Raw genomic sequence first — 22119 nt, forward strand, 5'->3', positions numbered from 1 at the left:
CTCGCTGACACGCACTGTGCCCACACCGCAGCGCTTCGATCGAAGGAGTGATTCACATGGTTGAGCTTCCCGGCGACACTCTGGCCCCCGAGGGACGGGTCCCGAACCAGTTAGGTCCGGCCATTCGTGAGCCTGACGGCATCATCATGCAGGGAGTACGCAAGGCGTACTGGTCCAGGCTCGCGGCAGCGGAACGACAGCGAGCGACCGCGCCCGAGGGGGAGCCACCCGCCGACCTCGCCTCCGGTCTGACGTTCTCCAGGCCGGACCGCAGGGACGTACGGCGGACGATTCAGCTGTGGCACCGGGCGATGCAGGCCTACGCACCCCGCCACCCTGCCCAGGAGCAACCCTCCAGGGGCGGGTCCCAGCCGGACTGGCTTCAACGGGCAAGCCAGTGCGGGGAGCAGTGGAAGAAGAAGGGCTGCCCGCTCGATCTGGAAGAACCCGTCCCCCGAACCATGATCGAACGACTGGCGGCACAAATACGAATACCAGTGCAGCTGTTCGTGCCGCAGACCCTGTTCGGCTGGCTGCTCGCCTGGCGGGTGTTCGAACCGGACCGCGAGGCGGCTCGACAAGGCATGTACTGCGACCTCGCCTCGACGACCGACTGGGGCAAGTACGTCCGTGGTGAACTCGAGGACTGGCACGCGATAGCCATCGCCGAAATTCGCGCGGCCCAGCAGCAGTTGTCGCTCACCGCTGCCGTACGGCACATCCTGATGGCCCGGAAGTCCAGCGTCATGGCGCAGCACCGCGGCAGGTGCATCACCGGGTATCCCGAACTGGGTGTCCCCGTCCTGCGGACAGAAACCCCGTACTACCCGTCGGTGAACGCCATGATCTGTGAGTGGTACGCCCTGGACATGGGGCTGCCCACGCTGGCGGATCGGGCCTGCGTGTCGCACGACGGCAGGGCTTACTTCAGCATCTCCAAGATGGTCAACGACATTCACGACCTCGCCATCGACACCTACACCGGCGATGTCGGCAATGGTGCCCGCCTCTACGGCGACGGACGGCACGGCACGGACACCCTCGTCACCTGGCTGGTGGGCCTGGGGCACCTCCTGCCGGCCGTGGCCGCGAAGGCCACCAACCGCATGCTGACCAGGGATGACCGCACCTTCCTGGCCGGATGCGCGGGCGTCTCGTACACCCTCTGGGGTCACCGCAGCGACCTGTGGGCCACAGTGGGGCCCATGGCCCGGCACGGTTACGGATGGGGTGCCCTGCGCGAGCACGAATGCCGGGTGTGTCAGGCCGCACCCCGCTGTGGCGCTTGCTTCTACCTGGACGTCGACGACTGCCCGCACCTGTCCCGAGCCACCCTGACCGGCACGGACGCCGACGCCGAGGAGATCGTGCACACCGCACTGACCCTCACCGGGGCTGTCGATGTGATCCCTCCGGATGCGGCGGCGCGGGCCGCGGCGCGCCTGGCAAGGCTCTCACCCACTGCCCTCGGCTGGCACGCCGACCGGAAACACGTCGATCCCGGCACCACCGTGGTCGCGGCACTGACCCAGGGCATCCACGCGCTGGCCGCCGAGTGTTCCGAAGGCGACCTCAACACCCTCACCAACCTGGCCCGTACGGCGTGGTGGCGGGTTCTGCCCGCCTTCGACCGGCCGGAAGAGCTCACTCTCGACATCTACATGTACTCCACCGCGGCACACCCCCACATCACCCTGACGTTCGGCTCGCACATCGCAGACATCGTTTCCCAGCCGCAGGGCCAGGGCGGCGCGCAGGTCGTCGTCACTCGAGCGCACTGATCGGCATCTGGATCCATGACGTTCGAGAACCGCGTGACGAGTGACGACGGCCGAGACTACGGAGTCGGTACAGGCTCCGCAGAGTGTCCGCGTCGTGCACTCAGCAGCCGGTACAGAGCCCCGCCCCCCACCGTGACCACCAGGAACAGCACGGTGAACCACTGGAAGTACCAGTGTCCGCCCGCCGGGTCGTACACCGCTGCCCGGGGCCAGGCCAGGTTGACGGTCATGAAGAGGCCGTAGAGGAGGGCGAGGGCGTTCACCGGGATGCCCCAGCGGCCCAGGGAGAAGAGGGGCTTGCCGGCTTCGTCGGTGCCGTCGGCCGTGAAGGTGCCCTTCAGACGCCGGACCAGCAGTGGGCCCGTCACCATCGCGTACGCCAGGTACAGCATCACGATGCAGGTGGTGCCGATGGCCAGGAAGGCCTCCGGGGAGGCGAAGTTGAGGAGGAGCAGGACCGCCGCCAGCGCGCCGACGACCAGGGCGGGGGCGTTCGGCATGCCCGTGCGCGGGTTGACCTTCGCGAGGCGGGCCGAGAACGGCAGTTGGCCGTCGCGTGCCATCGAGAACAGCATCCGGCAGGCCGCCGTCTGGATCGCGAGTGTCGCCACCGCGATCGCCACCACCACGTCGACCAGCAGGGCGCGGCCCACCCCGTCGCCGAGACTGCTCGTCAGGACGTAGCTCAGGCCCTCCACGCCGAGCCGGCCGTCGGTGAGGCTCGGTGCGGCGAGCAGGCCGGCGAGGATGATCAGCCCGCCCAGCAGGCCGGCCGAGGCGAGCGCGGTCAGGATCGTACGGGGGGCGGTGCGCCGGGGATGGTGGGTCTCCTCGCTCATCTCGCCCGCGCTGTCGAACCCGATCATCACGTACGCCGCCGTGAACGAACCCACCAGCAGTGCCCCGGTCAGGCCGGACTGCAGTGCCGTGCCCGTGTGGAAGGTGATGCCGGGAGTGCGCTCGGAGTGGGTGAACAGGAGCACGATGATCAGGACGGCGCCGATGATCTCGGCGGTCACGCCGACCCGGTTGATCACGGACATCACTCGGTTGTCCAGGACGTTCACCAAGGTGGTGAGGCCCAGCAGGAGCACGCCGAGAATCGCCGCGTTGGCCGCGCCGCTCGCCGAGGTCGGGGCCGGGTCGTCGCCGACCAGCTGGAAGCCGGACCAGATGGCCGGCATGACGACCTGGAGCGCGAGGGCCGCCGCCGCGACCACCACGATCTGCCCGATCACCATGATCCAGCCGGCGAACCAGCCGAAGGTGAGGTTCGAGAGCCGCGACGACCACTGGTAGATCGCGCCGGAGATCGGATAGCGCGCGGCCAGTTCCGCGAAGCACGCGGCGACCAGCAACTGGCCGACCAGTACGGCGGGCCAGGCCCAGAAGAAGACGGGGCCGCCGAACGCGTATCCGAAGGCGAAGAACTGGAAGACCGTCGTCAGGACGGAGATGAAGGAGAACCCGGCGGCGAACGAGGCGTACCGGCCGAGGCTGCGGTGCAGTTCCTGGGGGTAGCCGAACTCCGCCAGGGAGAGGTCGACGGACGGATCCGGCGGATCGGGGCGTACGTCGGGGGAAGCGGTCGTGGTCACGGCGGGACCTGCCTTCGGCGCGTAATTCCTGTCGGGTGACAGAAATTAGGGAGGCGCTGTTTCGCAGGGATGTCGTGGCCGTGTCGAGGCGGGACCCAAGTCCTCACGTGCCGATGGCGGCGCGCCAACCGGGCGACCTGGCGGGGCCCGGCGGCACAAGGCAGGGGAGAGGGGGGCATGGCGTGGGGCGCGGGAGTCGGCTGTCGCCGGCTTCGGTGAGAGCAGCGACTCGGCGCTGGGGGAGGGCAGTTCGGGCCGATCGGGCACTGCGGCCGGGAAGACCCGGTCGGCCGCCGGGCTGGTACGCCGCCGGCCCGGCTCCACAGGGGGCCGGGCCGGGCGGGCAGGGCCCGGATGGTCCCGGGCCCCGGAAACTCGCGAAAACTCAGGAGGCGGCCGGTTCGGCGGTCTCCTGCTCCGCCTCCACCCGCGCGTTCCAGTCCCGCTTGGACGCCTGCCAGCCGTCCTCGTCGTGACCGAGGCGCCAGTAGCCGGAGATCGATAGGTCCTCGCGCGGGATCTCGTGCTCCACCCGCAGCAGTCGGCGCAGGTCCTTCACGAAGGACGCCTCGCCGTGCACGAACGCCTGCACCCGGCCCGCGGGGAACTCCAGGGCGCTCACGGCTTCGACGAGGGCCTGGCCGAGCGGGCGTTCGCCGCGGTGCAGCCAGTGGACCTCCACGTCGGAGTCGATCTTCTGCTCCTCCTCGGGGCCGGCGACCTCCACGAACGCGTACGCCTTCGCGCCGTCGGGCAGCGCCTCCAGGGCGCAGGCGATCGCGGGCAGCGCGCTCTCGTCGCCGACGAGCAGGTGCCAGTCGGCCTCGGGGTCGGGGGCGTAGGCCCCGCCCGGGCCGCCGAAGGCGACCGTGTCGCCCGGCTGTACGCGCATCGCCCAGGGGCCGGCGAGGCCCTCGTCGCCGTGCAGGACGAAGTCGAGGGTCAGTTCGCGCAGTTCGGGGTTCCAGGCGCGCACCGTGTAGGTGCGGGTCACGGGCCACTGGTCGCGCGGGAATTCCGCGCGGACGCGCTGCATGTCGAAGGGCTCCGGATAGGTGACGCCCTCGGCCGGGAACAGCAGTTTCACGTAGTGGTCGGTGCGTGTGCCCGCGGTGAACTCGGCGAGGCCGTCGCCACCCAGAACCACACGCTGCATGTGCGGCGTCAGTCGCTCGGTACGGACGACCTGCGCGGAGTGGGTCTTCGGAGCCCTGCGTTCCGGGCGCTCTGCCATGACGGCCTCCCTGTTACCTTGCTTAGGCTTACCTAAGTTAGCATCCCCCTCTTGGAAAACCCTGATACCCGAGGCGATTCGTTTCGCAATGATCCCGCAAAATGAGAGCGACGTTCTCCTGTGGGAGCGTGCTGTTCTCTCCGGGTGGGGGCTCGCGCCCTGGTGAGGCACTGGTACATCGTGCCTCGTTCCCGGGGAAGTGCTACCTCACCTTCCGAGTGTCGTGAGCAATCTCTCCAACGAACCTCCAAGTCCCCAGCGGGCGCCGAGTGCTTGGAGTGCCGCGGCGTCACGAGGGGCGCGCGGCAACGCCGTGTTGACGTCCGGCAGTGGCACGTCGCCGGCCACCAGGACGACCTTGGGCGCGACCTCCACGTACGGCCGTGACTCGTCGAGCCGCTTGCGCTGCGAGGGCGTCAGTCTCGCCTTCGGGTCGTCGACGGCGGCCATGATCCCGGCCACGTCTCCGAACTCGGCCAGCAGCTTCGCCGCCGTCTTCTCGCCGATCCCCGGCACGCCCGGCAGCCCGTCGCTCGGGTCGCCGCGCAGCAGCGCCAGATCCGCGTACCCCTTCCCGTCCACCCCGTACCTCTCGCGCAGCCAGGCCTCGTCGGTGAGCTGCAGGGTGCCCACGCCCTTGAGCGGGTACAGGACGCGCACCCCGCGCGCGTCGTCGACCAGCTGGTACAGGTCCCGGTCGCCGGTGACGATGTCGACGGGGCCTTCCGCGCGCGCGGTGAAGGTGCCGATCACATCGTCCGCCTCGTATCCCGCGACGCCCACGCGCGCGATCCCCACCGCGTCCAGCACCGCTTCGATGATCGGCACCTGTGGCGACAGGGTGTCCGGCACCTCCTCCTCGTCCGGTCCCGCCTCGCGCTCCTCGGCGACGCGGTGGGCCTTGTACGAGGGGATCAGGTCGACCCGCCACTGCGGACGCCAGTCCGCGTCCATGCACGCCACCAGCTGGTCCGGCTGGTGGTCCCTGACCAGCCGGTCGATGAATTCGAGCAGCCCGCGCACGGCGTTCACCGGCGTGCCGTCCGGAGCCTTCACGGACTCCGGGACGCCGAAATAGGCGCGGAAATAGAGCGAGGCGGTGTCGAGGAGCATCAGTCGTCCGGTCACGTCTCGCATCATGCCGTACGCCACTGACAGTCACCCCGCGCGCCACTTCCCGGTACCCCCGGGGGCCTCGCCGCCGACCCTTCCGTTACCTCTGCGAACGGTTGTGAACTGGCCCACTTCTCAGTTTGCCCATGTGGGGCAGGGGCAGGTGCGGCCACGGACAAGCCGGTTGTTCGCGCAACCGTTGTAGCGAAGAGCGTGACCGAAGTGGCACGACGAAGTGACACGGCCGAAGAGCACGACCGAAGCGCACCATCGAGGAGCACCCTTGTCATCCAGGCTTGAGGCCGAGCATCTGTACAAGGTGTTCGGCAGACGACCCGGCGACGCGGTCACCCGGCTCGAACAAGGAGCCGACCGCGAGGAACTGCGCGACGACGGCATCACCGCGGCCGTCGTCGACGCGTCCTTCAGCGTGGAACCCGGCGAGATCTTCGTCGTCATGGGCCTGTCCGGCTCGGGCAAGTCGACGCTGCTGCGCATGCTGAACGGCCTGCTGGAACCGACGGCCGGACACGTCCGTTTCGACGGTGAGGACCTGACCGCGCTCGGCGACCGTGAACTGCGGGCGCTGCGGACGAACAAGATCAGCATGGTTTTCCAGCACTTCGCGCTCTTCCCGCACCGCAGCGTCCGCGAGAACGCCGCGTACGGCCTGTCCGTGCAGGGCGTGCCCCGCGCCGAGCGCGAGCGTCGCGCCGGCGAGGCGCTCGCCCTGTGCGGTCTGGCCGGCTGGGAGGACTCGTGGCCCGACGAACTGTCCGGCGGCATGCAGCAGCGCGTGGGCCTGGCCCGGGCGCTCGCCACCGACGCCGACCTGCTGCTCATGGACGAGTCGTTCAGCGCGCTCGACCCGCTGATCCGCCGTGACATGCAGGACCAGCTCCTGGAACTCCAGAAGACCCTCAAGAAGACCATCGTGTTCATCACCCACGACCTCAACGAGGCCATGCGCCTGGGCGACCGCATCGCCGTCATGCGCGACGGCCGCATCGTCCAGACCGGCACCGCGGAGGACATCCTCGTCCGCCCGGCCGACGACTACGTCGCCTCCTTCACCAAGGACGTCGACCGCTCCCGCGTCCTCACCGCGGGCGCCGTCATGGACCCGGAGACCCGCGGCGACGAGGCCGACTGCGACTGTCCGACGGCGACGCCCGACATGCCGTTCACCGAACTCTGCGCACTGAGCGCCCGCCTGACCCACCCCGTCGCGGTGCTCACCGCGGACCGCGAACTGGTCGGCGCCGTACCGAGACAGCGCATCCTCGAGTTCCTGGGCGACCGGCAGAGCGACGCCGATCCCTGCGACAGCCCGAGTGTCCCCGCCCACGCGGAGGGGAAGGTGGCCGCCCGTGCCTAGGCTCCAGCTCGGCGACCGGGTCGACGACGGCGTCACCTGGCTCGTCAATCACATGTCCTGGCTCTTCGACGCGATCAAGACGGTCGTGGAAGGCCTCTACGACGGCATCTACGCCGTCCTCACCGCCCCGGAGCCCCTCCTCCTGGCCGGCATCCTCGCGGTGGCCGCCTGGTGGCTGCGCGGCCTGGTCGCGGGCGTCCTCGCCTTCGCCGGATTCGCACTCGTCGACTCCATGGCCCTCTGGGACCGCGCCATGTCGACGCTCTCCCTGGTGCTCGTCGCCACCCTGATCGCCCTGGTGGTCTCGATCCCGCTGGGTATCTGGGCGGCCCGCTCCAGGACGGTCAGCGCCGTCGTACGGCCCGTCCTGGACCTGCTCCAGACGATGCCGTCGATGGTGCTGCTGATCCCGGCGATCCTGTTCTTCGGCATGGGCGTCCCCGCGGGCGTCGTCGCCACCCTGATCTTCGCCCTGGCTCCCGGGGTGCGCATGACCGAACTCGGCATCCGGCAGGTCGACGCCGAACTCGTCGAGGCCGCCGAGGCGTTCGGCACCCCGCCGCGCGACACGCTGCTGCGCGTGCAGCTGCCGCTCGCGCTCCCGACGATCATGGCGGGCGTCAACCAGGTCATCATGCTCGGCCTGTCCATGGTCGTCATCGCCGGCATGGTCGGCACCGGCGGGCTCGGCGGCGCCGTCAACGAGGCCATCGGCCAGCTCGACATCGGCCTCGGCTTCGAGGCGGGCCTCGGCATCGTCGTCCTCGCCATCTACCTCGACCGCATGACCGGCGCGCTCGGCGCCCAGATCTCCCCACTGGGCCGCCGCGCAGCGGCCAAAGCCCGTACCGCCGGGACCCCGAAGCTCTGGAACCACCGCCCCAGCCCGGTCGTCGCGCTGGCCGGCGTGGTCGTCCTGGCGCTCGTCGCCGGCGGTCTCGGGATCTTCGGCTCCTCCGCGCAGAGCACCCGGACCACCGCGACGGACGTGGGACAGGGCAAGAAGGTCACCATTGGTTACATCCCCTGGGACGAGGGCATCGCCACGACGTTCCTGTGGAAGGAACTCCTGGAGGAGCGCGGATTCGACGTCACGACCACCCAGTACGCGGCCGGCCCGCTGTACACGGGCCTGGCCACCGGCCAGATCGACTTCCAGACGGACTCGTGGCTGCCCGTCACCCACGCCGAGTACTGGAAGAAGTACGGCGACCAGCTGGAGGACCTGGGCAAGTGGTACGGCCCCACCTCCCTGGAACTGACCGTCCCCTCGTACGTGAAGGGTGTCGACTCGCTCGCCGACCTCAAGGGGAAGTCGTCGGAGTTCAAGGGCCGGATCGTCGGCATCGAGCCGAGCGCCGGAATGATGGGCCTCCTCAAGGACAAGGTTCTGGGGGCGTACGGTCTCGACGGTGAGTACGAGGTCGTCGACGGCTCCACCCCGGCCATGCTCGCCGAACTCAAGCGCGCGTACGCCAGGAAGGAACCGATCGCCGTCACCCTCTGGTCGCCGCACTGGGCGTACAGCGACTACGACCTGAAGAAGCTCAAGGATCCGAAGGGCGCCTGGGGCAAGGGCGACGGCGTGCACACGCTGGCCCGTGAGGGCTTCGCCGACGACAATCCCGAGGTCGGCGCCTGGCTGAAGAACTTCTCCATGACCGAGGCACAGCTGACCGGTCTGGAGGCCCGTATCCAGCAGGCGGGCAAGGGCGGGGAACAGGACGCGGTCCGGGCCTGGCTGAAGGCGAACCCCCGACTCGCCGGGAAATGGGCACCGGTCGAGGGTTCCGGGGGCAAGAGCGGTGCGAAAGGGGTATCAACCCACTGAGGGAGCCGCTCTCAGGAGGGGTGGGTCGAACCGGGGCACACGCGCGCGTGCGGGTGCCTCCGGCGAGGCCCACCCCTCTCGGCGTTCCCGGACGGACACGTTCCGCGCACGAGAAGGATCCGGCCAACCACGGAGCGACAGGCCCTCACCTTGACCCGGTCGCTCCGCCTGCCGCCACCGCTGGTCAGCATCGCCGCCCGCGCGCGGGGAGGGGCGTGACGACGGGCCCGGCGGCCCGTCCCCTGGCGCGAACCGTGAGGGTCGTGCCCGACGAGGGGTGACACCGATGCGACCGGCACGTGAAACGGTTTGACGAACATGCGTAGGGTGCAAGGAAGTCATCAGAGAACGCGTCGTGCGTGGTTCGGGGACGATCTGGCGAACAGCCACCGAACACACGGCGCGATGCGCTGTGATGGGACGTACACAACCGGGACGCGACGACGAGCCGAGGAGGGAGCCGGAGCGATGGGCGACCACAAAGAACAGCCCCTGCGGGTGGGCGCCGCCGTCCGGCGGCGGCGCCGGGCGCTGGAGCTCACCCTCGCCGTCGTGGCCGAGCGCAGCGGTCTGTCGGTGCCCTTCCTGAGCCAGGTCGAGAACGAGCGGGCGCGACCCAGCCGCAGCTCCCTGGAGAAGGTCGCCGACGCTCTGCGCACCACCGCGGTCGAGCTCCTCGCGGCGGCCGACCCGGCGTGCAGCGTCGACGTGGTCCGCGCGGACGCCCTCGAACCCGCCCCCGACGAGCCCCGGCTGCGCTCCCTGGTCCGTGGCCACCAGCAGCTGCACGCGATGGAGTTCATCGGCGACCATGACGCCGGCCGCGAGTTCCAGCACCGCAACGACGAGTTGATGTACGTCGCGGACGGCGCCGTCGAGGTCGAGGCGGAGGGCCGTGCCCACCGGCTGGGCCGCGGCGACACGCTGTACCTGACCGGCGGGGTGCGGCACCGCTGGCGGGCGACCGTGCCGGACACCCGGGTGATCGTGGTCGCGGTGGCCGAACACATCGAGGCGGTACAGGACGGTCGGCGCTGAGACGCCGGCGACCTGTCCCCTCCGGCTGTTCCACGGCCCCGCGGTCGCCGTCAACGCGTAACGCGAGATCAGCGGTTGGGGTGACGTGATCATGAGGGTGATCTCGCTGGTGCCGTCCCTGACGGAGGCGGTGGCGGTCACCGTGCCCGGCGTTCTGGCCGGGGCCACGGACTGGTGCGGCCACCCGGCCGACCTCGGCGCCGGCGTCGTCCGTATCGGCGGCACCAAGAACCCCGACGTCCGGCGGATCGTCGAGCTCGCCCCCGACCTGGTCGTCGCCAACGAGGAGGAGAACCGCGAACCCGACCTCGCCGCCCTGCGCACGGCGGGCATCGAGGTGCTGCTCACCGAGGTGCGGACCGTGCCGCAGGCGTTCGCGGAACTGGAGCGGGTGGTGACGGCGTGCGGCGCCGGATCACGCCCCCGGTGGCTCGACGAGGCCGAAACGGCGTGGTCGGCGCCGGAGCGATGGTCGCGAACAGCCGCCGACGGCCGTACGACCGCTGTCGTGCCGATCTGGCGGCGCCCCTGGATGGTGCTCGGACGGGACACCTTCGCGGGTGACGTGCTGGCACGGCTGGGGGTCGACAACGCGTACGCGGCCCACGCCGAACGCTATCCGCGGGTACCGATCGAGGAACTGCGGACCAGCGCGCGGTCGGGGATGGTCGTGCTGCCGGACGAGCCGTACCGTTTCACGGCCGAGGACGGCCCGGAGGCGTTCGAGGGGCTGCCCTGCGCGCTCGTCAGCGGGCGCCACCTCACCTGGTACGGGCCGTCACTGGCCGAGGCGCCACGGGTACTGGGCGAGGCCCTGCGAGCAGCTCACCGCTGACCAGCCCCCGGACGGTACGAAGGGCGGCGCCGGCCCAGGCGGCGACGAGCAGGACGTACAGGGCGACGGCCAGGACGCCGAACGCGGCGAGCCCGGTGTGCCGGCCGAGGCTCTCCGCGCCGGTCACACAGGTGCCCACCGGGAAGGTGAACGCCCACCACGTCATGGTGAAGCGCATGCCCCGGCGCCGTGCGCGCAGCACCAGCGCACCGGCGAGGGCGAGCCACAGCAGGGCGAAGCCCATGACGGGAACGCCGTAGAGGACGGCGACAGCGGCGGCGGTGTCATGGGGGACGCCCAGGACCTGGGGGGGCGAGGTCGGCGAAGTTGCCGGCGGCGGTGGTGGACTGGCCGAGCGGGCCCAGCGCCAGGAACAGGGTCGGGGTGAGGACGAGGGGGAGCGGACCGGTCGTCACGAGCCGGCCGAAGACGACCGGCAGCATCACCAGGGTCGCGAGCAGGCTCAGCCCGAACATGCCGAAGCAGGCGAACAGAAGGGCCCGCTGCCCCTGCCCCGCCGGGAGATGGGGGACCAGGAGCGGTCCGAGCGCCGCGGACACCATGGGCGCGACGACGGGGAGCAGCCAGACGGGGCTGGGGGTGCCGCCGCGTACGACCAGGAGGTACGGGACGGCCACGGCGGCGACGAGCCCGATGATCGTCCCGGCGGTGAACAGGACCGCGTCCAGGGCGACGGCGGCCGGCAGACCCAGCCAGTCCCGGCCGACGACGAGGGCGCCACCGCCGACAGCCGTCAGGGCCATCGCGAGGCAGCCATAGAAGGGGGCTGTCGCCGGGTCGAGGAGGTGGGCGCGGGCCTGGTCGCGGTGGTGGGTCCAGTGCAGGGCGCGGGCGCAGAGCAGCGCGAACAGAAGGGCGAGGGAGAGGGCCCACGCCACCGTGCAGACGGTACGCAGTCCGGGGATGCCGTCCGCGCCGGGGAGGCCGGCGCCCGCGGTGCCCACGATGGCGGTGCCCATGACGGGGGCGTACCAGTTGGGGCCGAGATGGCGGAGGCCGCCGCCGAGGAAGAGAGGCTGAGCCCGGGTCTGGCTCTGGCTCTGGGGGAGTGGGCGGGAGAGGACGGGGGCTGCGGTGGCCATGTCCTCACGGTCGCGCGGGGTACGTGCGGTCACCAGGGGGTTCCGGTGAATGAGGGCATAAGCTGGATCTATGGGTGATGTGGAGGGCGGGGCTGTGCGGTCGTCGGGGGTCGCGCGGCGGGTCCCGGACCTCGGGGCGATGGAGCTGCTGCTGGCCGTGGCGCGGCTGGGGAGCCTCGGGCGAGCGGCGCAGGAGCTGGGCATCACCCAGCCGGCCGCCAGCAGCCGCATCCGGTCGATGGAACGCCAACTGGGCGTGGCCCTCGTGGACCGCTCGCCGCGCGGATCCCGGCTCACGGACGCCGGTGTGCTCGTCACCGACTGGGCCAGGCGGGTCGTGGAGGCGGCGGAGGCGTTCGACGCCGGGGCACAGGCCCTGCGGGCGCGACGCGACTCCCGGCTGCGGGTGGCGGCCAGCATGACGATCGCCGAGTACCTGCTGCCGGGCTGGCTGCTGTCGCTGCGTGTGCGGCTGCCCGAGACGGCGGTGTCGCTGCTCGCGGGGAACTCGGCGGCGGTGGCCGAACGGGTTCTGTCGGACGAGGCCGACATCGGTTTCGTGGAGGGGACGGGCGTACCGAGCGGGCTGGACTCGGTGGTCGTCGCGAAGGACCGGCTGATCGTGGTGACGGCGCCGGGGCATCCGTGGGCGCGGCGGCGGAAGCCGGTGGGGGCGGCGGAACTGGCGGCGACGCCGTTGATCCTCCGGGAGGAGGGGTCGGGGACGCGGCAGGTGTTGAACACCGCGTTGGGCGGGTTGGCGCGTCCGCTGATCGAGCTGTCGTCGACGACCGCGGTCAAGGCGTCGGCTGTGGGTGGGGCGGGGCCCGCGGTGCTGAGTGAACTGGCGGTGGGGGAGGAGTTGGCGACGCGGCGGTTGGTGTGTGTGCCGTTGGACGGGGTGCGGTTGGATCGGGAGCTGCGGGCGGTGTGGCCTACGGGGCATCGGCCGGTGGGGCCGGCGCGGGAGTTGTTGGGGCTGACGCGGGGGTGAGGGCGGGTGGGGCAGGGGTTGGTTTCGCCCCCGCCGCCCCTACCCTTCCCATCCCTGGGGGCTGCGCCCCCAGACCCCCTACGGCCCTGAACGGGCCTTGTCCTCAAGCGCCGGACGGGCTGAAAGGACCAGGGCCTCCATCACCCTCGGGTCCTCGTCCATCTCCGGGTGCCATTGCACCCCCAGTACCCACCCGGACCCGGGAACCTCCACCGCCTCCACCGTTCCGTCCGGCGCGTATGCCGATGGGATGAGCCCCCTCCCCAGGCGGTCCACCGCCTGGTGATGGAAGGTCGGTACCGATGTCTCCTCCGGTACCGCCTCCGCGTATCGCGTGCCCGGTACCGGCTTCACCGTGTGGTGGCCGAAGACGCCCGGAATCTCCGCGTGGCCGTCGATGTGCTGGACCAGGGTGCCGCCCAGGGCGACGTTCAGCAGCTGCATGCCCCGGCAGATGCCCAGCAACGGGGTGCCGGCCGCCAACGCCGCCTCGATCAGGGCGAGTTCCCAGGCGTCCCGGGCCTCGGCGGGCGGGCCCGTACGCGGGTCGCGCTCCTCGCCGTACCGGGCGGGATCGACATCGGGACCCCCCGCGATCACGACACCGTCGAGCCGGGCCACCGTCGCGGCGGCGTGTGCCGGGTCGTCCGGCGGGAGCATCGCGGCGATGCCCCCGGCCCGCTGCACGAGCCGCGGATACCCGGCCGGCAACAGTGCCGCGGGCAGCTCCCACGCCCCCCAGCGGGTGCTGGACTCCAGGTACGTGCTGACGCCGATGAGCGGTCGTCGTCCGGTCGTGGTCACGAGGCCCTCCTGGCATCCAATGGCGTACGGCCATACCTTTGCCGACCCTCGCCCCATGAGGCAACCCGCGTCTCACGCCCGTTATGCCAGGAACCCCCGCAACAGTGCCGCCGTCCCCGAGCAGTGCTCCCGCATCATCTCCCGCGCCCCGTCCGCGTCCCCGTCGAGCACCGCGTCCACCAGCACCGCGTGCTGCCGCTGGGAGTGCTCCAGGTTGCGCACCAGCAGCGGGATGCAGTCCAGCAGGTCGTTCACCGTCGCCCGTACCGCCGCGTACTGCGAGGTCAGCGTCGGCGAGCCGCACAGCTCGGAGAGGGTGAGGTGGAGCAGGGTGTCCAGGCGGCGGTAGTCCGGCAGCGGGGCGTCCTGCGTGCGCGCCAGCGCCTCCCGCAGCCGGCTCCCCTGCTCGGCAGACAGCCCGTGCTGCGCGCACAGGCCCGCCGCACCCACCTCCAGTACCTCGCGGAAGCGGAGCACGTCCTCGATGTCGACCGCGCTGATCCGCCGCCGCAGCTCCTCCTCGCCCGCGCCGCCGCGCGGCAGCACGAACGTGCCGCCGTACCGGCCGCGACGCGACTCCACCAGCCCCTGGTCCTGGAGGACCTTCAGCACCTCGCGCAGCGTCACCCGGCTGATCCCGAGCCGCTCGGCGAGTTCGCGCTCGGCCGGCAGCCGCTCGCCGCCCGGGACCAGGCCCAGCCGTACCACCTGGAGAATCTGTTCCAGTGCCTCCTCGAAGCCGTTGCCCGCCCGCACGGGCCGCAGCACCGGCGTCAACCGGTCCTCCAAGCCGCCCTCCGCGTCCAGCGACATCTGGCCGTGCCCCCTTCCCAAGCAATGGTTCTCCGCAATACCTTATGGCTTCCGGCCCGGCAGAGAGAACGCGCAGAAGCCGAAGGAGCTTTCCCGTGGCAGACCGCACACCCCCGCTCAGCGTCGAGGAGCTGCACGCCCTCGTCGCGAGCGGAGAGATCGACACTGTTGTCCTGGCCTTCCCCGACATGCAAGGGCGCCTCCAGGGCAAGCGGTTCGCCGCCCGTTTCTTCCTCGACGACGTCCTGGAGCACGGCACCGAAGGCTGCAACTACCTCCTTGCCGTCGACACCGAGATGAACACCGTCGACGGCTACGAGATGTCCTCCTGGGAGCGGGGATACGGCGACTTCGCCATGCATCCCGACCTCTCCACGCTCCGCCGGCTGCCCTGGAACGCGGGCACGGCGTTCCTCGTCGCCGACCTCGCCTGGAACGACGGGTCCCCGGTCGTCGCCGCGCCCCGCCAGATCCTCCGCCGCCAGCTGGACCGGCTCGCCGAACACGGGTTCAGCGCGAAGGTCGGTACGGAACTCGAGTTCATCGTCTTCAAGGACACCTACGAACAGGCCTGGGACGCCCATTACCGCGGACTGACCCCGGCCAACCAGTACAACATCGACTACTCGATCCTCGGCACCGGCCGCATCGAACCCCTGCTGCGCCGCATCCGCAACGAGATGACGGCCGCCGGACTGATCGTCGAGTCCGCCAAGGGCGAGTGCAATCCCGGCCAGCACGAGATCGCCTTCAAGTACGACGACGCGCTGGTCACCTGCGACCAGCACGCCGTCTACAAGACCGGTGCCAAGGAGATCGCCAGCCAGGAGGGCGTCTCGCTCACCTTCATGGCCAAGTACAACGAGCGCGAGGGCAACTCCTGCCACATCCACCTCTCGCTGGCCGACGCCGACGGCACGAACGTCATGGCCGGAACCGCGGCCGACCCCGGTGGCATGTCCGAGGTCATGCGGTACTTCCTCGCCGGGCAGCTCGCGGCCCTGAGGGACTTCTCGCTGCTCTACGCGCCCAACATCAACTCGTACAAGAGGTTCCAGCCCGGCTCGTTCGCGCCGACCGCGGTCGCCTGGGGGTACGACAACCGCACCTGCGCGCTGCGGGTGGTCGGCCACGGACGCTCCATGCGGTTCGAGAACCGGCTGCCCGGCGGTGACGTCAACCCGTACCTCGCCGTCGCCGGACTGGTTGCCGCCGGGCTGTACGGCATCGAGCAGAAACTGGAGCTGCCCGAGGTGTGCGAGGGCAACGCCTACGCGGGCGACTACGCCCACGTCCCCACCACCCTGCGCGAGGCCGCCGAACTGTGGGAGACCAGCCCCATCGTCCAGGCCGCCTTCGGTGACGAGGTGGTCGCCCACTACCGCAACATGGCCCGCGTCGAACTCGCCGCCTTCGACGCCGCGGTGACCGACTGGGAGCTTCGCCGCTCCTTCGAACGTTTGTGAGAGGTCCTTCCTTGTCGTACGAGCACGAGCGCGAACCCGCTTTCGAGCGTGAGCTTCGCGTCCTCAACCCCGCCACCGAGGACGTCGTCGCCACCGTCCCCGCCGCCACCCGGGAGGACGTCGACACAGCTGTCGTACGGGCCACGCGGGCCCAGGCGCGGTGGGTGGCCCTCGCGCCCGCCGACCGCGCCCGCCTGCTGCGCCGCTTCGCGGCCACCGTCGACGAACACCTCGAAGAACTCGCCCGGTTGGAGGTGCGGCAGGCCGGACACACCATCGGCAACGCGCGCTGGGAAGCGGGCAACGTCCGCGATCTGCTCGACTACGCGGCCGGGGGAGTGGAACGCCTGACCGGGCGTCAGATCCCGGTCGCCGGCGGCCTCGACATCACCATCCTGGAACCGCTCGGCGTCGTCGGTGTCATCGCGCCCTGGAACTTCCCCATGCCGATCGCGGCCTGGGGCACGGCACCCGCCCTCGCCGCGGGCAACGCGGTGATCCTCAAGCCCGCCGAGACCACCCCTCTGACAGCCCTGCGCCTCGCCGAACTCGCCCTGGAGGCAGGTCTGCCGGAGGGACTGTTCCAGGTGCTGCCGGGCCACGGCCCCGTCGTCGGCACCGCACTCGTGGAACACCCGGGCATCGCCAAGATCGTCTTCACCGGATCGACAGGCGTGGGCAAGCAGGTGCTGGCGAAGGGGTCGGCGCTCCTCAAGCGCGTCACCCTCGAACTCGGCGGCAAGAGCCCCAACATCGTCTTCGCCGACGCGGACATCGAGGCCGCCGCGGCCGCCGCCCCCATGTCGTTCCTCGACAACTCCGGCCAGGACTGCTGCGCCCGCACGCGCATCCTCGTCCAGCGCTCCGTGTACGACCGCTTCCTCGGCCTCCTCGCCCCCGCCGTGGAGTCCGTCCTCGTCGGCGACCCGGCCGACGAGAAGACCCAGATGGGCCCGCTGATCTCCAGGGCCCAACTGGACCGCGTACGCGCGTACGTCACCGACGACCTGGCCGGCATCCGGGGCGAGGCGCCCGAAGGTCCCGGCTTCTGGTTCCCGCCCACCGTCCTCACCGACGTCGACCCGCACGCGCGCGTGGCCGTCGAGGAGGTCTTCGGGCCCGTCGCCGTCGTCCTCCCCTTCGACGACGAGGCGGACGCCGTGGCGCTCGCCAACGCCACCGACTACGGCCTCTCCGGCTCCATCTGGACCCGGGACGTGGGCCGTGCCCTGCGCGTCTCACAGGCCGTCAGGGCAGGCAACCTGTCCGTCAACTCGCACTCCAGCGTGCGCTACTCGACACCCTTCGGCGGCTTCAAGCAGTCCGGGATCGGCCGCGAGCTCGGCCCCGACGCCCTCACCGCATTCACCGAGACGAAGAACGTCTTCATCAGCACGGAAGGCCCCGCACAGTGACCGAATCGACGCCCACGCCCCCCACCGGCGAAGCCGCCGTCTGCCGACGGCTCGTCGGCCGTACCGCAGTCATCACCGGTGCCGGCAGCGGCATCGGCCTCGCCACCGCGCGCAGGCTCGCCTCCGAGGGCGCCCACGTCGTCTGCGGAGACGTCGACGAGCCGCGCGGCAAGGCCGCCGCCGACGAGGTGGGCGGCATCTTCGTCAAGGTCGACGTCACCGACCCCGAGCAGGTCGAGGCGCTCTTCAGGACGGCGTACGACACCTACGGCAGCGTCGACATCGCGTTCAACAACGCCGGTATCTCGCCGCCCGACGACGACTCCATCCTGGACACCGGACTGGAGGCCTGGAAGCGCGTCCAGGAGGTCAACCTGACCTCCGTCTTCCTGTGCTGCAAGGCCGCGATCCCCTACATGCGGCGCCAGGGCAAGGGCTCGATCATCAACACGGCCTCGTTCGTGGCGAGGATGGGCGCCGCCACCTCCCAGATCTCGTACACCGCGTCCAAGGGCGGCGTCCTTGCCATGACCCGTGAACTGGGCGTGCAGTTCGCCCGGGAGGGCATCCGCGTCAACGCCCTCTGCCCGGGGCCGGTCAACACCCCGCTCCTCCAGGAACTGTTCGCCAAGGACCCCGAGCGCGCCGCCCGCCGCCTCGTCCACATCCCCGTCGGACGGTTCGCCGAGGCCGACGAGATCGCCGCCGCCGTCGCGTTCCTGGCCAGCGACGACTCGTCGTTCGTCAACGCCACCGACTTCCTGGTCGACGGTGGCATCGCGGGGGCGTACGTCACACCCGTGTAGACGAGGGTCGCGCCTGCGCCCCCCGCCGCACTCCGGCGGGGGGCGTAAGCCCTGGTGGGCGCGATCGCCGCAGGGCAGGGGGATGATCCGGGCAGAAGCCCCGGTGCCGCGGACTGGTTCCCGTTCGGTGGGTGACAGCCCGTAGAGTGACGCTTCACGCAGGGAGGAGCCACCGCGCGCGGAGGTACGCGCCCGGATGGCGGCACGCCCGCGCGGGTATGCGTGCCCGGGACGGCCGCGTTCCGCGCCGCACGGACTCCGTCGGCCCTGCGCCGGTACGAGGAAACGGGGGGTGCATGAGCACGGAAGCGCGGCGCGCATCCATCCCCCCGCGCCCGGCCGGCCCGCCGTCGCCGACCGAGCCACCGGTCACGGACGGCACGGACACCCCATCTGCAGATGCGCGAGACACGAGAGATGCGCAAGGTGTGCCCGGAGTCGGCGAGAACAACGCGGGGGGCGCGGGCCGAGGGCCACTCGCGACCGGTGACGCGGCGAGCAGGTCAGGGCGTGCGCCCGGTGCGTCCGGTGGAGCGTCGGGCCCCGTAACCTCCGCCTCGACAGCCCTCGGCACACCGCCCGTCCCCGCGACCGCGCCGGCGCCGAGCGCTTCGAAGGACGCCGCCCCGCCCCGGTTCCCGCACCTGCGAGCTCCCTCCCGTGAAACCACCGGCCCCATAGCCCCGCCCCCGCCGCCCTCCTCGGCCCGTTTCCCCGACGCGCCTCCGGTAGCCGCCGGGCCTACGACACCGCGCCCCCTCCCCGACCTGCCGCCGCTCCCGGCCCACCGGCCGCCCGTGGCGCCCTGGCGACCGGCCGGCCTCGCCCACACCGAGCCCGAGACCACCAGGCGCCTCCGCAAGCCCCCGCCGGCCGCCCCTCCACGCCCGGACAACCAGCCACGCCCCACCGAGGCGCCCCCCGCCCCGACGCGTCGACCGACGGCCGGCCCCAGGACACGCCCCGCCGACACATCGCCCACCACCCCCAGGACCACCATCCGCACCCCGGACCAGCCCCCGACCCCCACCGGCCGCCCGTACCTCCCGACCCCGCCCGCCGGTCCCGGTCCTGGTTCCGGCGAGGCACCCCCGGTGTCGGCGTCGGGCGGTGGTCCGCGTCCCGCGAACGGGCCTGTCGGCCGTCCCGGTCAGGTGTCGAGCCCCCGTCCTGGTTCCGCCGAGGCACCCCCGGCGTCGGCGTCGGGCGGTGGTCCGCGTCCCGCGAACGTCCCCGTCGGTCGCCCGTACCTCGCCGATTCGCCCGTGACCGACCCGCCGAGCGGCCGTCCCGGTGCCGGGAACACCTCCGTCGGCCGCCCATTCCGGCCGAGCCCGCCCCGAACGCCGGATGCCCGTCCCGACACCGCCGAGACACCTCCGGCGCCCAACGACCCCTCGCGCCCCGCGAGCGCCCCCATCGGCCGCCCGTATCTCTCGGATCGACCCGTCGCCGACCCGCCGCACGCGCCGACAGGCCGCCCCGGGGGTGCGAACGCCCCGGCCGACCGCGCGTACCGGCCCAGCCCGTCGCAGGCGTCCAGCGCCCGTCCGGGCACCGCCGCGACACCCCCGCCGCCCCCGAACGCGCCCACCGGCCGCCCGTACCTCGCGGACCCGCCCACGACCGGCCCGTCGAACGGCCGCCCCGGTGCCGGGAGCACCCCCGGCGGCCAGGCGTACCGGCCGAACACGCCCGTCGCCGACCCGCCCCAGGGATCCGGCAGGCGGCCGGACAGCGGCGAGACGCCCGCGGCGCCCACCGGCCCTCCGCGCCCCACGAACGTGCCCTCCGCGGCCGGCCTGCCCGACCCCGCCCTCTCCTGGAGCGCCCCCTACGGCGACCGCGGGACCGTCGGTTCCGGGCGGCCCGTCGTCTCGCTCGCGCGACCCGACGTGTCCGGCGCGGAGACCAGGCCCCGTTCCTTCAGCGGGCGCGCGCTGCTCGCCGTCGGCTGTGCCGTGCTCGGGCTCGGGCTCATCGGCGGTGCGCTGACCGGGAGTTGGCTGACCGGGGACGATTCGGGAGGCGCCGACGCGCGCACCGCGTTCACCGCGTCCGGGACGCTCTGGCACAGGATCCCAGTGGACCAGCTCTTCCCGCCCACCGTCGAGGGCGACGGAGCCGGCCCGGGTGGCGCCGACCGCACCTGGATCCGGATCGCCGTCGCCCCGGACACCGGCTGCGCCAACGCCTTCGACCCGCTGCTGCGCAAGGCCCTCGCCCCCGTCGGCTGCCAACGCCTCCTGCGCGCCACCTACACAGACGAGACCCAGAGCTACGTCACCACCGTCGGCCTCCTCTTCACCAAGGCCGACGCCACCGCGATGCAGGCCCTGCGCACCCGCTTCAGCAACGAGCACCTCGACCGCCGTGCCGACCTGATGCCCCGCCCGTACGCCGCGAGGAACACCGTCGCCGACGACTTCGGGGACGCCCAGCGCGCCTCCTGGACCATCTCCGTCCTCACCGACGCCCCCGTCGTCACGTACGCAGTCTCCGGCTGGGCCGACGGCCGCGCTGTCGACGCCCCTCAGCCCGCCGAGGAAACCATGGAGTCCGGCGTCGCCACGGCCATCGCCCAGGCAGGCCTGGGTCACGAGGCGAAGGGCCTCGCCGACCGCGTCGAACGGGCCCTGCGAAAGACCGTCGGCTCGGCCGCGAAACTGCCGTCATGACCCGCACCCGCACAGCCCGAAGCGGGCTCCTCGTCCTTCTCCTCGCCGGTTCCCTCACCCTCCTGCCCACCACCACCGCGTACGCCGACAGCATCCGCGCCCAGCAGTGGGCCCTGGACGCGATGCACGCGCAGGAGGCCTGGCGGACGACCAAGGGCAAGGGCATCACCGTCGCCGTGCTCGACACCGGCGTCGAGGCCGACCACCCCGATCTCATCGGCAACGTCCTCGAAGGCAAGGACATGGTCGGCTTCGGAGCGAGCCAGGGCGACGCGTCCTGGGCCAAGCACGGCACCGCCATGGCCGGCATCATCGCCGGTCACGGCCATGGCTACGACAACGGTGACGGCGTCCTCGGTATCGCCCCCGAGGCCAGGATCCTGCCCGTCCGGGTGATCCTCGAAGACGGCGACTCGGCCCGCGGCAAGGCCCGCAACACCCGCGGCAACGCCCTCGCCGAAGGCATCCGCTGGGCCGCCGACCAGGGCGCCGACGTCATCAACCTCTCCCTCGGCGACGACTCGAAGTCCGCCCATCCCGAGCCCGCCGAGGACGAGGCCGTCCAGTACGCCCTGAAGAAGGGCGCCGTTGTCGTCGCCTCGGCCGGCAACGGGGGCGAGAAGGGCGACCACATCTCCTACCCGGCCGCCTATCCGGGCGTCATCGCCGCGACCGCCGTGGACAAGTACGGCACCCGCGCCTCCTTCTCCACCCGTCGCTGGTACGCCACGGTCAGCGCTCCGGGCGTCGACGTCGTCATCGCCGCCCCCGACCACCGCTACTACGAGGGCTGGGGTACGAGCGCCGCCGCCGCGTTCGTCTCCGGCGCGGTCGCCCTCATCAAGGCCGCCCACCCCGGACTGACCCCCGCCCAGATCAAGAAGCTCCTGGAGGACACGGCCCGCAACGCGCCGAACGGCGGCCGGGACGACTCCCGCGGCTTCGGCTTCATCGACCCCGCGGCGGCCCTCAGGGCGGCAGGCAAGCTGAAGCCGGAAGGGCTGAAGTCGACCGCGTACGGCAAGGAGTACTTCGGCACGGGCCCGGACGCGGCCCCCGTGGAGGACGACAACTCCAACTGGACCGGTGCCGTCGCCGGCGGCCTCGGTGTCGTGCTCCTGGTCGCGGCGGTCCCGCTGTGGCGCGGTCGCCGCAGAACGGTCGACCACCCGGCCCACGACTCGTACGACGACAGCTTCTGAGCCCGGGCGGCCGAGCGATTTCCTGACCGG

General features: G+C 71.7%; 16 protein-coding genes and 1 pseudogene. 11 read left to right on the top strand and 6 right to left on the bottom strand.

The window, feature by feature from the left end:
- Positions 1-56: 56 nt before the first annotated feature.
- Positions 57-1781: a hypothetical protein gene (locus tag PV734_RS05145; protein WP_319288846.1), complete on the top strand. Its 1725-nt coding sequence runs from the start codon at positions 57-59 to the stop codon at positions 1779-1781.
- Positions 1782-1837: 56 nt separating this feature from the next.
- Here the strand turns inward: PV734_RS05145 and PV734_RS05150 are convergent, their stop codons facing one another.
- The 3 genes from PV734_RS05150 to PV734_RS05160 form a co-directional block, all read right to left on the bottom strand.
- On the bottom strand, positions 1838-3379 hold the full coding sequence (locus tag PV734_RS05150) for an amino acid permease (protein ID WP_319094093.1): 1542 nt from the start codon (positions 3377-3379) through the stop codon (positions 1838-1840).
- A gap of 385 nt (positions 3380-3764) precedes the next feature.
- Positions 3765-4613: a siderophore-interacting protein gene (locus PV734_RS05155; RefSeq protein WP_319094092.1), complete on the bottom strand. Its 849-nt coding sequence runs from the start codon at positions 4611-4613 to the stop codon at positions 3765-3767.
- A gap of 207 nt (positions 4614-4820) precedes the next feature.
- On the bottom strand, positions 4821-5753 hold the full coding sequence (locus PV734_RS05160) for a 5'-3' exonuclease (RefSeq protein WP_319094091.1): 933 nt from the start codon (positions 5751-5753) through the stop codon (positions 4821-4823).
- Positions 5754-6009: 256 nt separating this feature from the next.
- Here PV734_RS05160 and PV734_RS05165 point away from each other — a divergent pair, with 256 nt between their 5' ends.
- The 4 genes from PV734_RS05165 (at position 6010) to PV734_RS05180 (ending at position 10808) form a co-directional block, all read left to right on the top strand.
- Complete coding sequence (locus tag PV734_RS05165) at positions 6010-7104, top strand: glycine betaine/L-proline ABC transporter ATP-binding protein (protein ID WP_319288847.1); 1095 nt, start codon at positions 6010-6012, stop codon at positions 7102-7104.
- Positions 7097-8935, top strand: a complete 1839-nt coding sequence (locus PV734_RS05170) for an ABC transporter permease/substrate binding protein (protein ID WP_319288848.1) — start codon at positions 7097-7099, stop codon at positions 8933-8935. Before PV734_RS05165 ends, PV734_RS05170 begins: the two co-directional genes overlap by 8 nt.
- 468 nt (positions 8936-9403) lie before the next feature.
- Positions 9404-9973, top strand: coding sequence for an XRE family transcriptional regulator (locus PV734_RS05175; protein WP_319094088.1), 570 nt, complete (start codon positions 9404-9406; stop codon positions 9971-9973).
- Positions 9974-10064: 91 nt separating this feature from the next.
- Entirely contained in the window at positions 10065-10808 is a 744-nt protein-coding gene (locus PV734_RS05180; RefSeq protein WP_319094087.1) for a helical backbone metal receptor, read from the top strand.
- Here the strand turns inward: PV734_RS05180 and PV734_RS05185 are convergent.
- A pseudogene (locus PV734_RS05185) lies at positions 10735-11911 on the bottom strand (TDT family transporter). The gene PV734_RS05180 and the pseudogene PV734_RS05185 sit on opposite strands and share 74 nt — an antisense overlap.
- A gap of 70 nt (positions 11912-11981) precedes the next feature.
- Between PV734_RS05185 and PV734_RS05190 the strand changes: the two are divergent.
- Entirely contained in the window at positions 11982-12905 is a 924-nt protein-coding gene (locus PV734_RS05190; RefSeq protein WP_319094085.1) for a LysR family transcriptional regulator, read from the top strand.
- 78 nt (positions 12906-12983) lie between these two features.
- Here PV734_RS05190 and PV734_RS05195 read toward each other — a convergent pair whose 3' ends face one another.
- Together PV734_RS05195 and PV734_RS05200 are read right to left on the bottom strand one after the other, a co-directional pair.
- Entirely contained in the window at positions 12984-13709 is a 726-nt protein-coding gene (locus tag PV734_RS05195; RefSeq protein WP_319094084.1) for a gamma-glutamyl-gamma-aminobutyrate hydrolase family protein, read from the bottom strand.
- Between the two features lie 81 nt (positions 13710-13790).
- A complete protein-coding gene (locus PV734_RS05200; protein ID WP_319094083.1) occupies positions 13791-14522 on the bottom strand; it encodes a FadR/GntR family transcriptional regulator in 732 nt (243 codons plus the stop codon).
- Between the two features lie 95 nt (positions 14523-14617).
- Between PV734_RS05200 and PV734_RS05205 the strand changes: the two genes are divergently transcribed.
- From PV734_RS05205 to mycP, 5 genes are all read left to right on the top strand, one after another.
- Positions 14618-15988: a glutamine synthetase family protein gene (locus PV734_RS05205; RefSeq protein WP_319094082.1), complete on the top strand. Its 1371-nt coding sequence runs from the start codon at positions 14618-14620 to the stop codon at positions 15986-15988.
- 11 nt (positions 15989-15999) lie between these two features.
- Positions 16000-17403: an aldehyde dehydrogenase family protein gene (locus PV734_RS05210; protein ID WP_319094081.1), complete on the top strand. Its 1404-nt coding sequence runs from the start codon at positions 16000-16002 to the stop codon at positions 17401-17403.
- Entirely contained in the window at positions 17400-18209 is an 810-nt protein-coding gene (locus PV734_RS05215) for a 3-oxoacyl-ACP reductase (protein ID WP_319288849.1), read from the top strand. Before PV734_RS05210 ends, PV734_RS05215 begins: the two co-directional genes overlap by 4 nt.
- Positions 18210-19474: 1265 nt before the next feature.
- Positions 19475-20887, top strand: a complete 1413-nt coding sequence (locus PV734_RS05220) for a hypothetical protein (protein ID WP_319094079.1) — start codon at positions 19475-19477, stop codon at positions 20885-20887.
- Positions 20884-22089, top strand: a complete 1206-nt coding sequence (mycP, locus tag PV734_RS05225; protein ID WP_319288850.1) for a type VII secretion-associated serine protease mycosin — start codon at positions 20884-20886, stop codon at positions 22087-22089. The genes PV734_RS05220 and mycP overlap by 4 nt, the downstream gene beginning before the upstream one ends.
- Positions 22090-22119: the final 30 nt, after the last annotated feature.

Origin of the sequence: Streptomyces sp. AK08-02 (assembly GCF_033795085.1) — a bacterium.
GTDB lineage: Bacteria > Actinomycetota > Actinomycetes > Streptomycetales > Streptomycetaceae > Streptomyces > Streptomyces echiniscabiei.

What these genes read in the sequence shown, in the direction of transcription:
- PV734_RS05145 (WP_319288846.1), top strand. Translation starts at nt 57, where the DNA reads ATGGTTGAGCTTCCCGGCGACACTCTGGCCCCCGAGGGACGGGTCCCG.
- PV734_RS05155 (WP_319094092.1), bottom strand. Translation starts at nt 4,613, where the DNA reads ATGGCAGAGCGCCCGGAACGCAGGGCTCCGAAGACCCACTCCGCGCAG.
- PV734_RS05160 (WP_319094091.1), bottom strand. Translation starts at nt 5,753, where the DNA reads ATGATGCGAGACGTGACCGGACGACTGATGCTCCTCGACACCGCCTCG.
- PV734_RS05175 (WP_319094088.1), top strand. Translation starts at nt 9,404, where the DNA reads ATGGGCGACCACAAAGAACAGCCCCTGCGGGTGGGCGCCGCCGTCCGG.
- PV734_RS05180 (WP_319094087.1), top strand. Translation starts at nt 10,065, where the DNA reads ATGAGGGTGATCTCGCTGGTGCCGTCCCTGACGGAGGCGGTGGCGGTC.
- PV734_RS05190 (WP_319094085.1), top strand. Translation starts at nt 11,982, where the DNA reads ATGGGTGATGTGGAGGGCGGGGCTGTGCGGTCGTCGGGGGTCGCGCGG.
- PV734_RS05200 (WP_319094083.1), bottom strand. Translation starts at nt 14,522, where the DNA reads ATGTCGCTGGACGCGGAGGGCGGCTTGGAGGACCGGTTGACGCCGGTG.
- mycP (WP_319288850.1), top strand. Translation starts at nt 20,884, where the DNA reads ATGACCCGCACCCGCACAGCCCGAAGCGGGCTCCTCGTCCTTCTCCTC.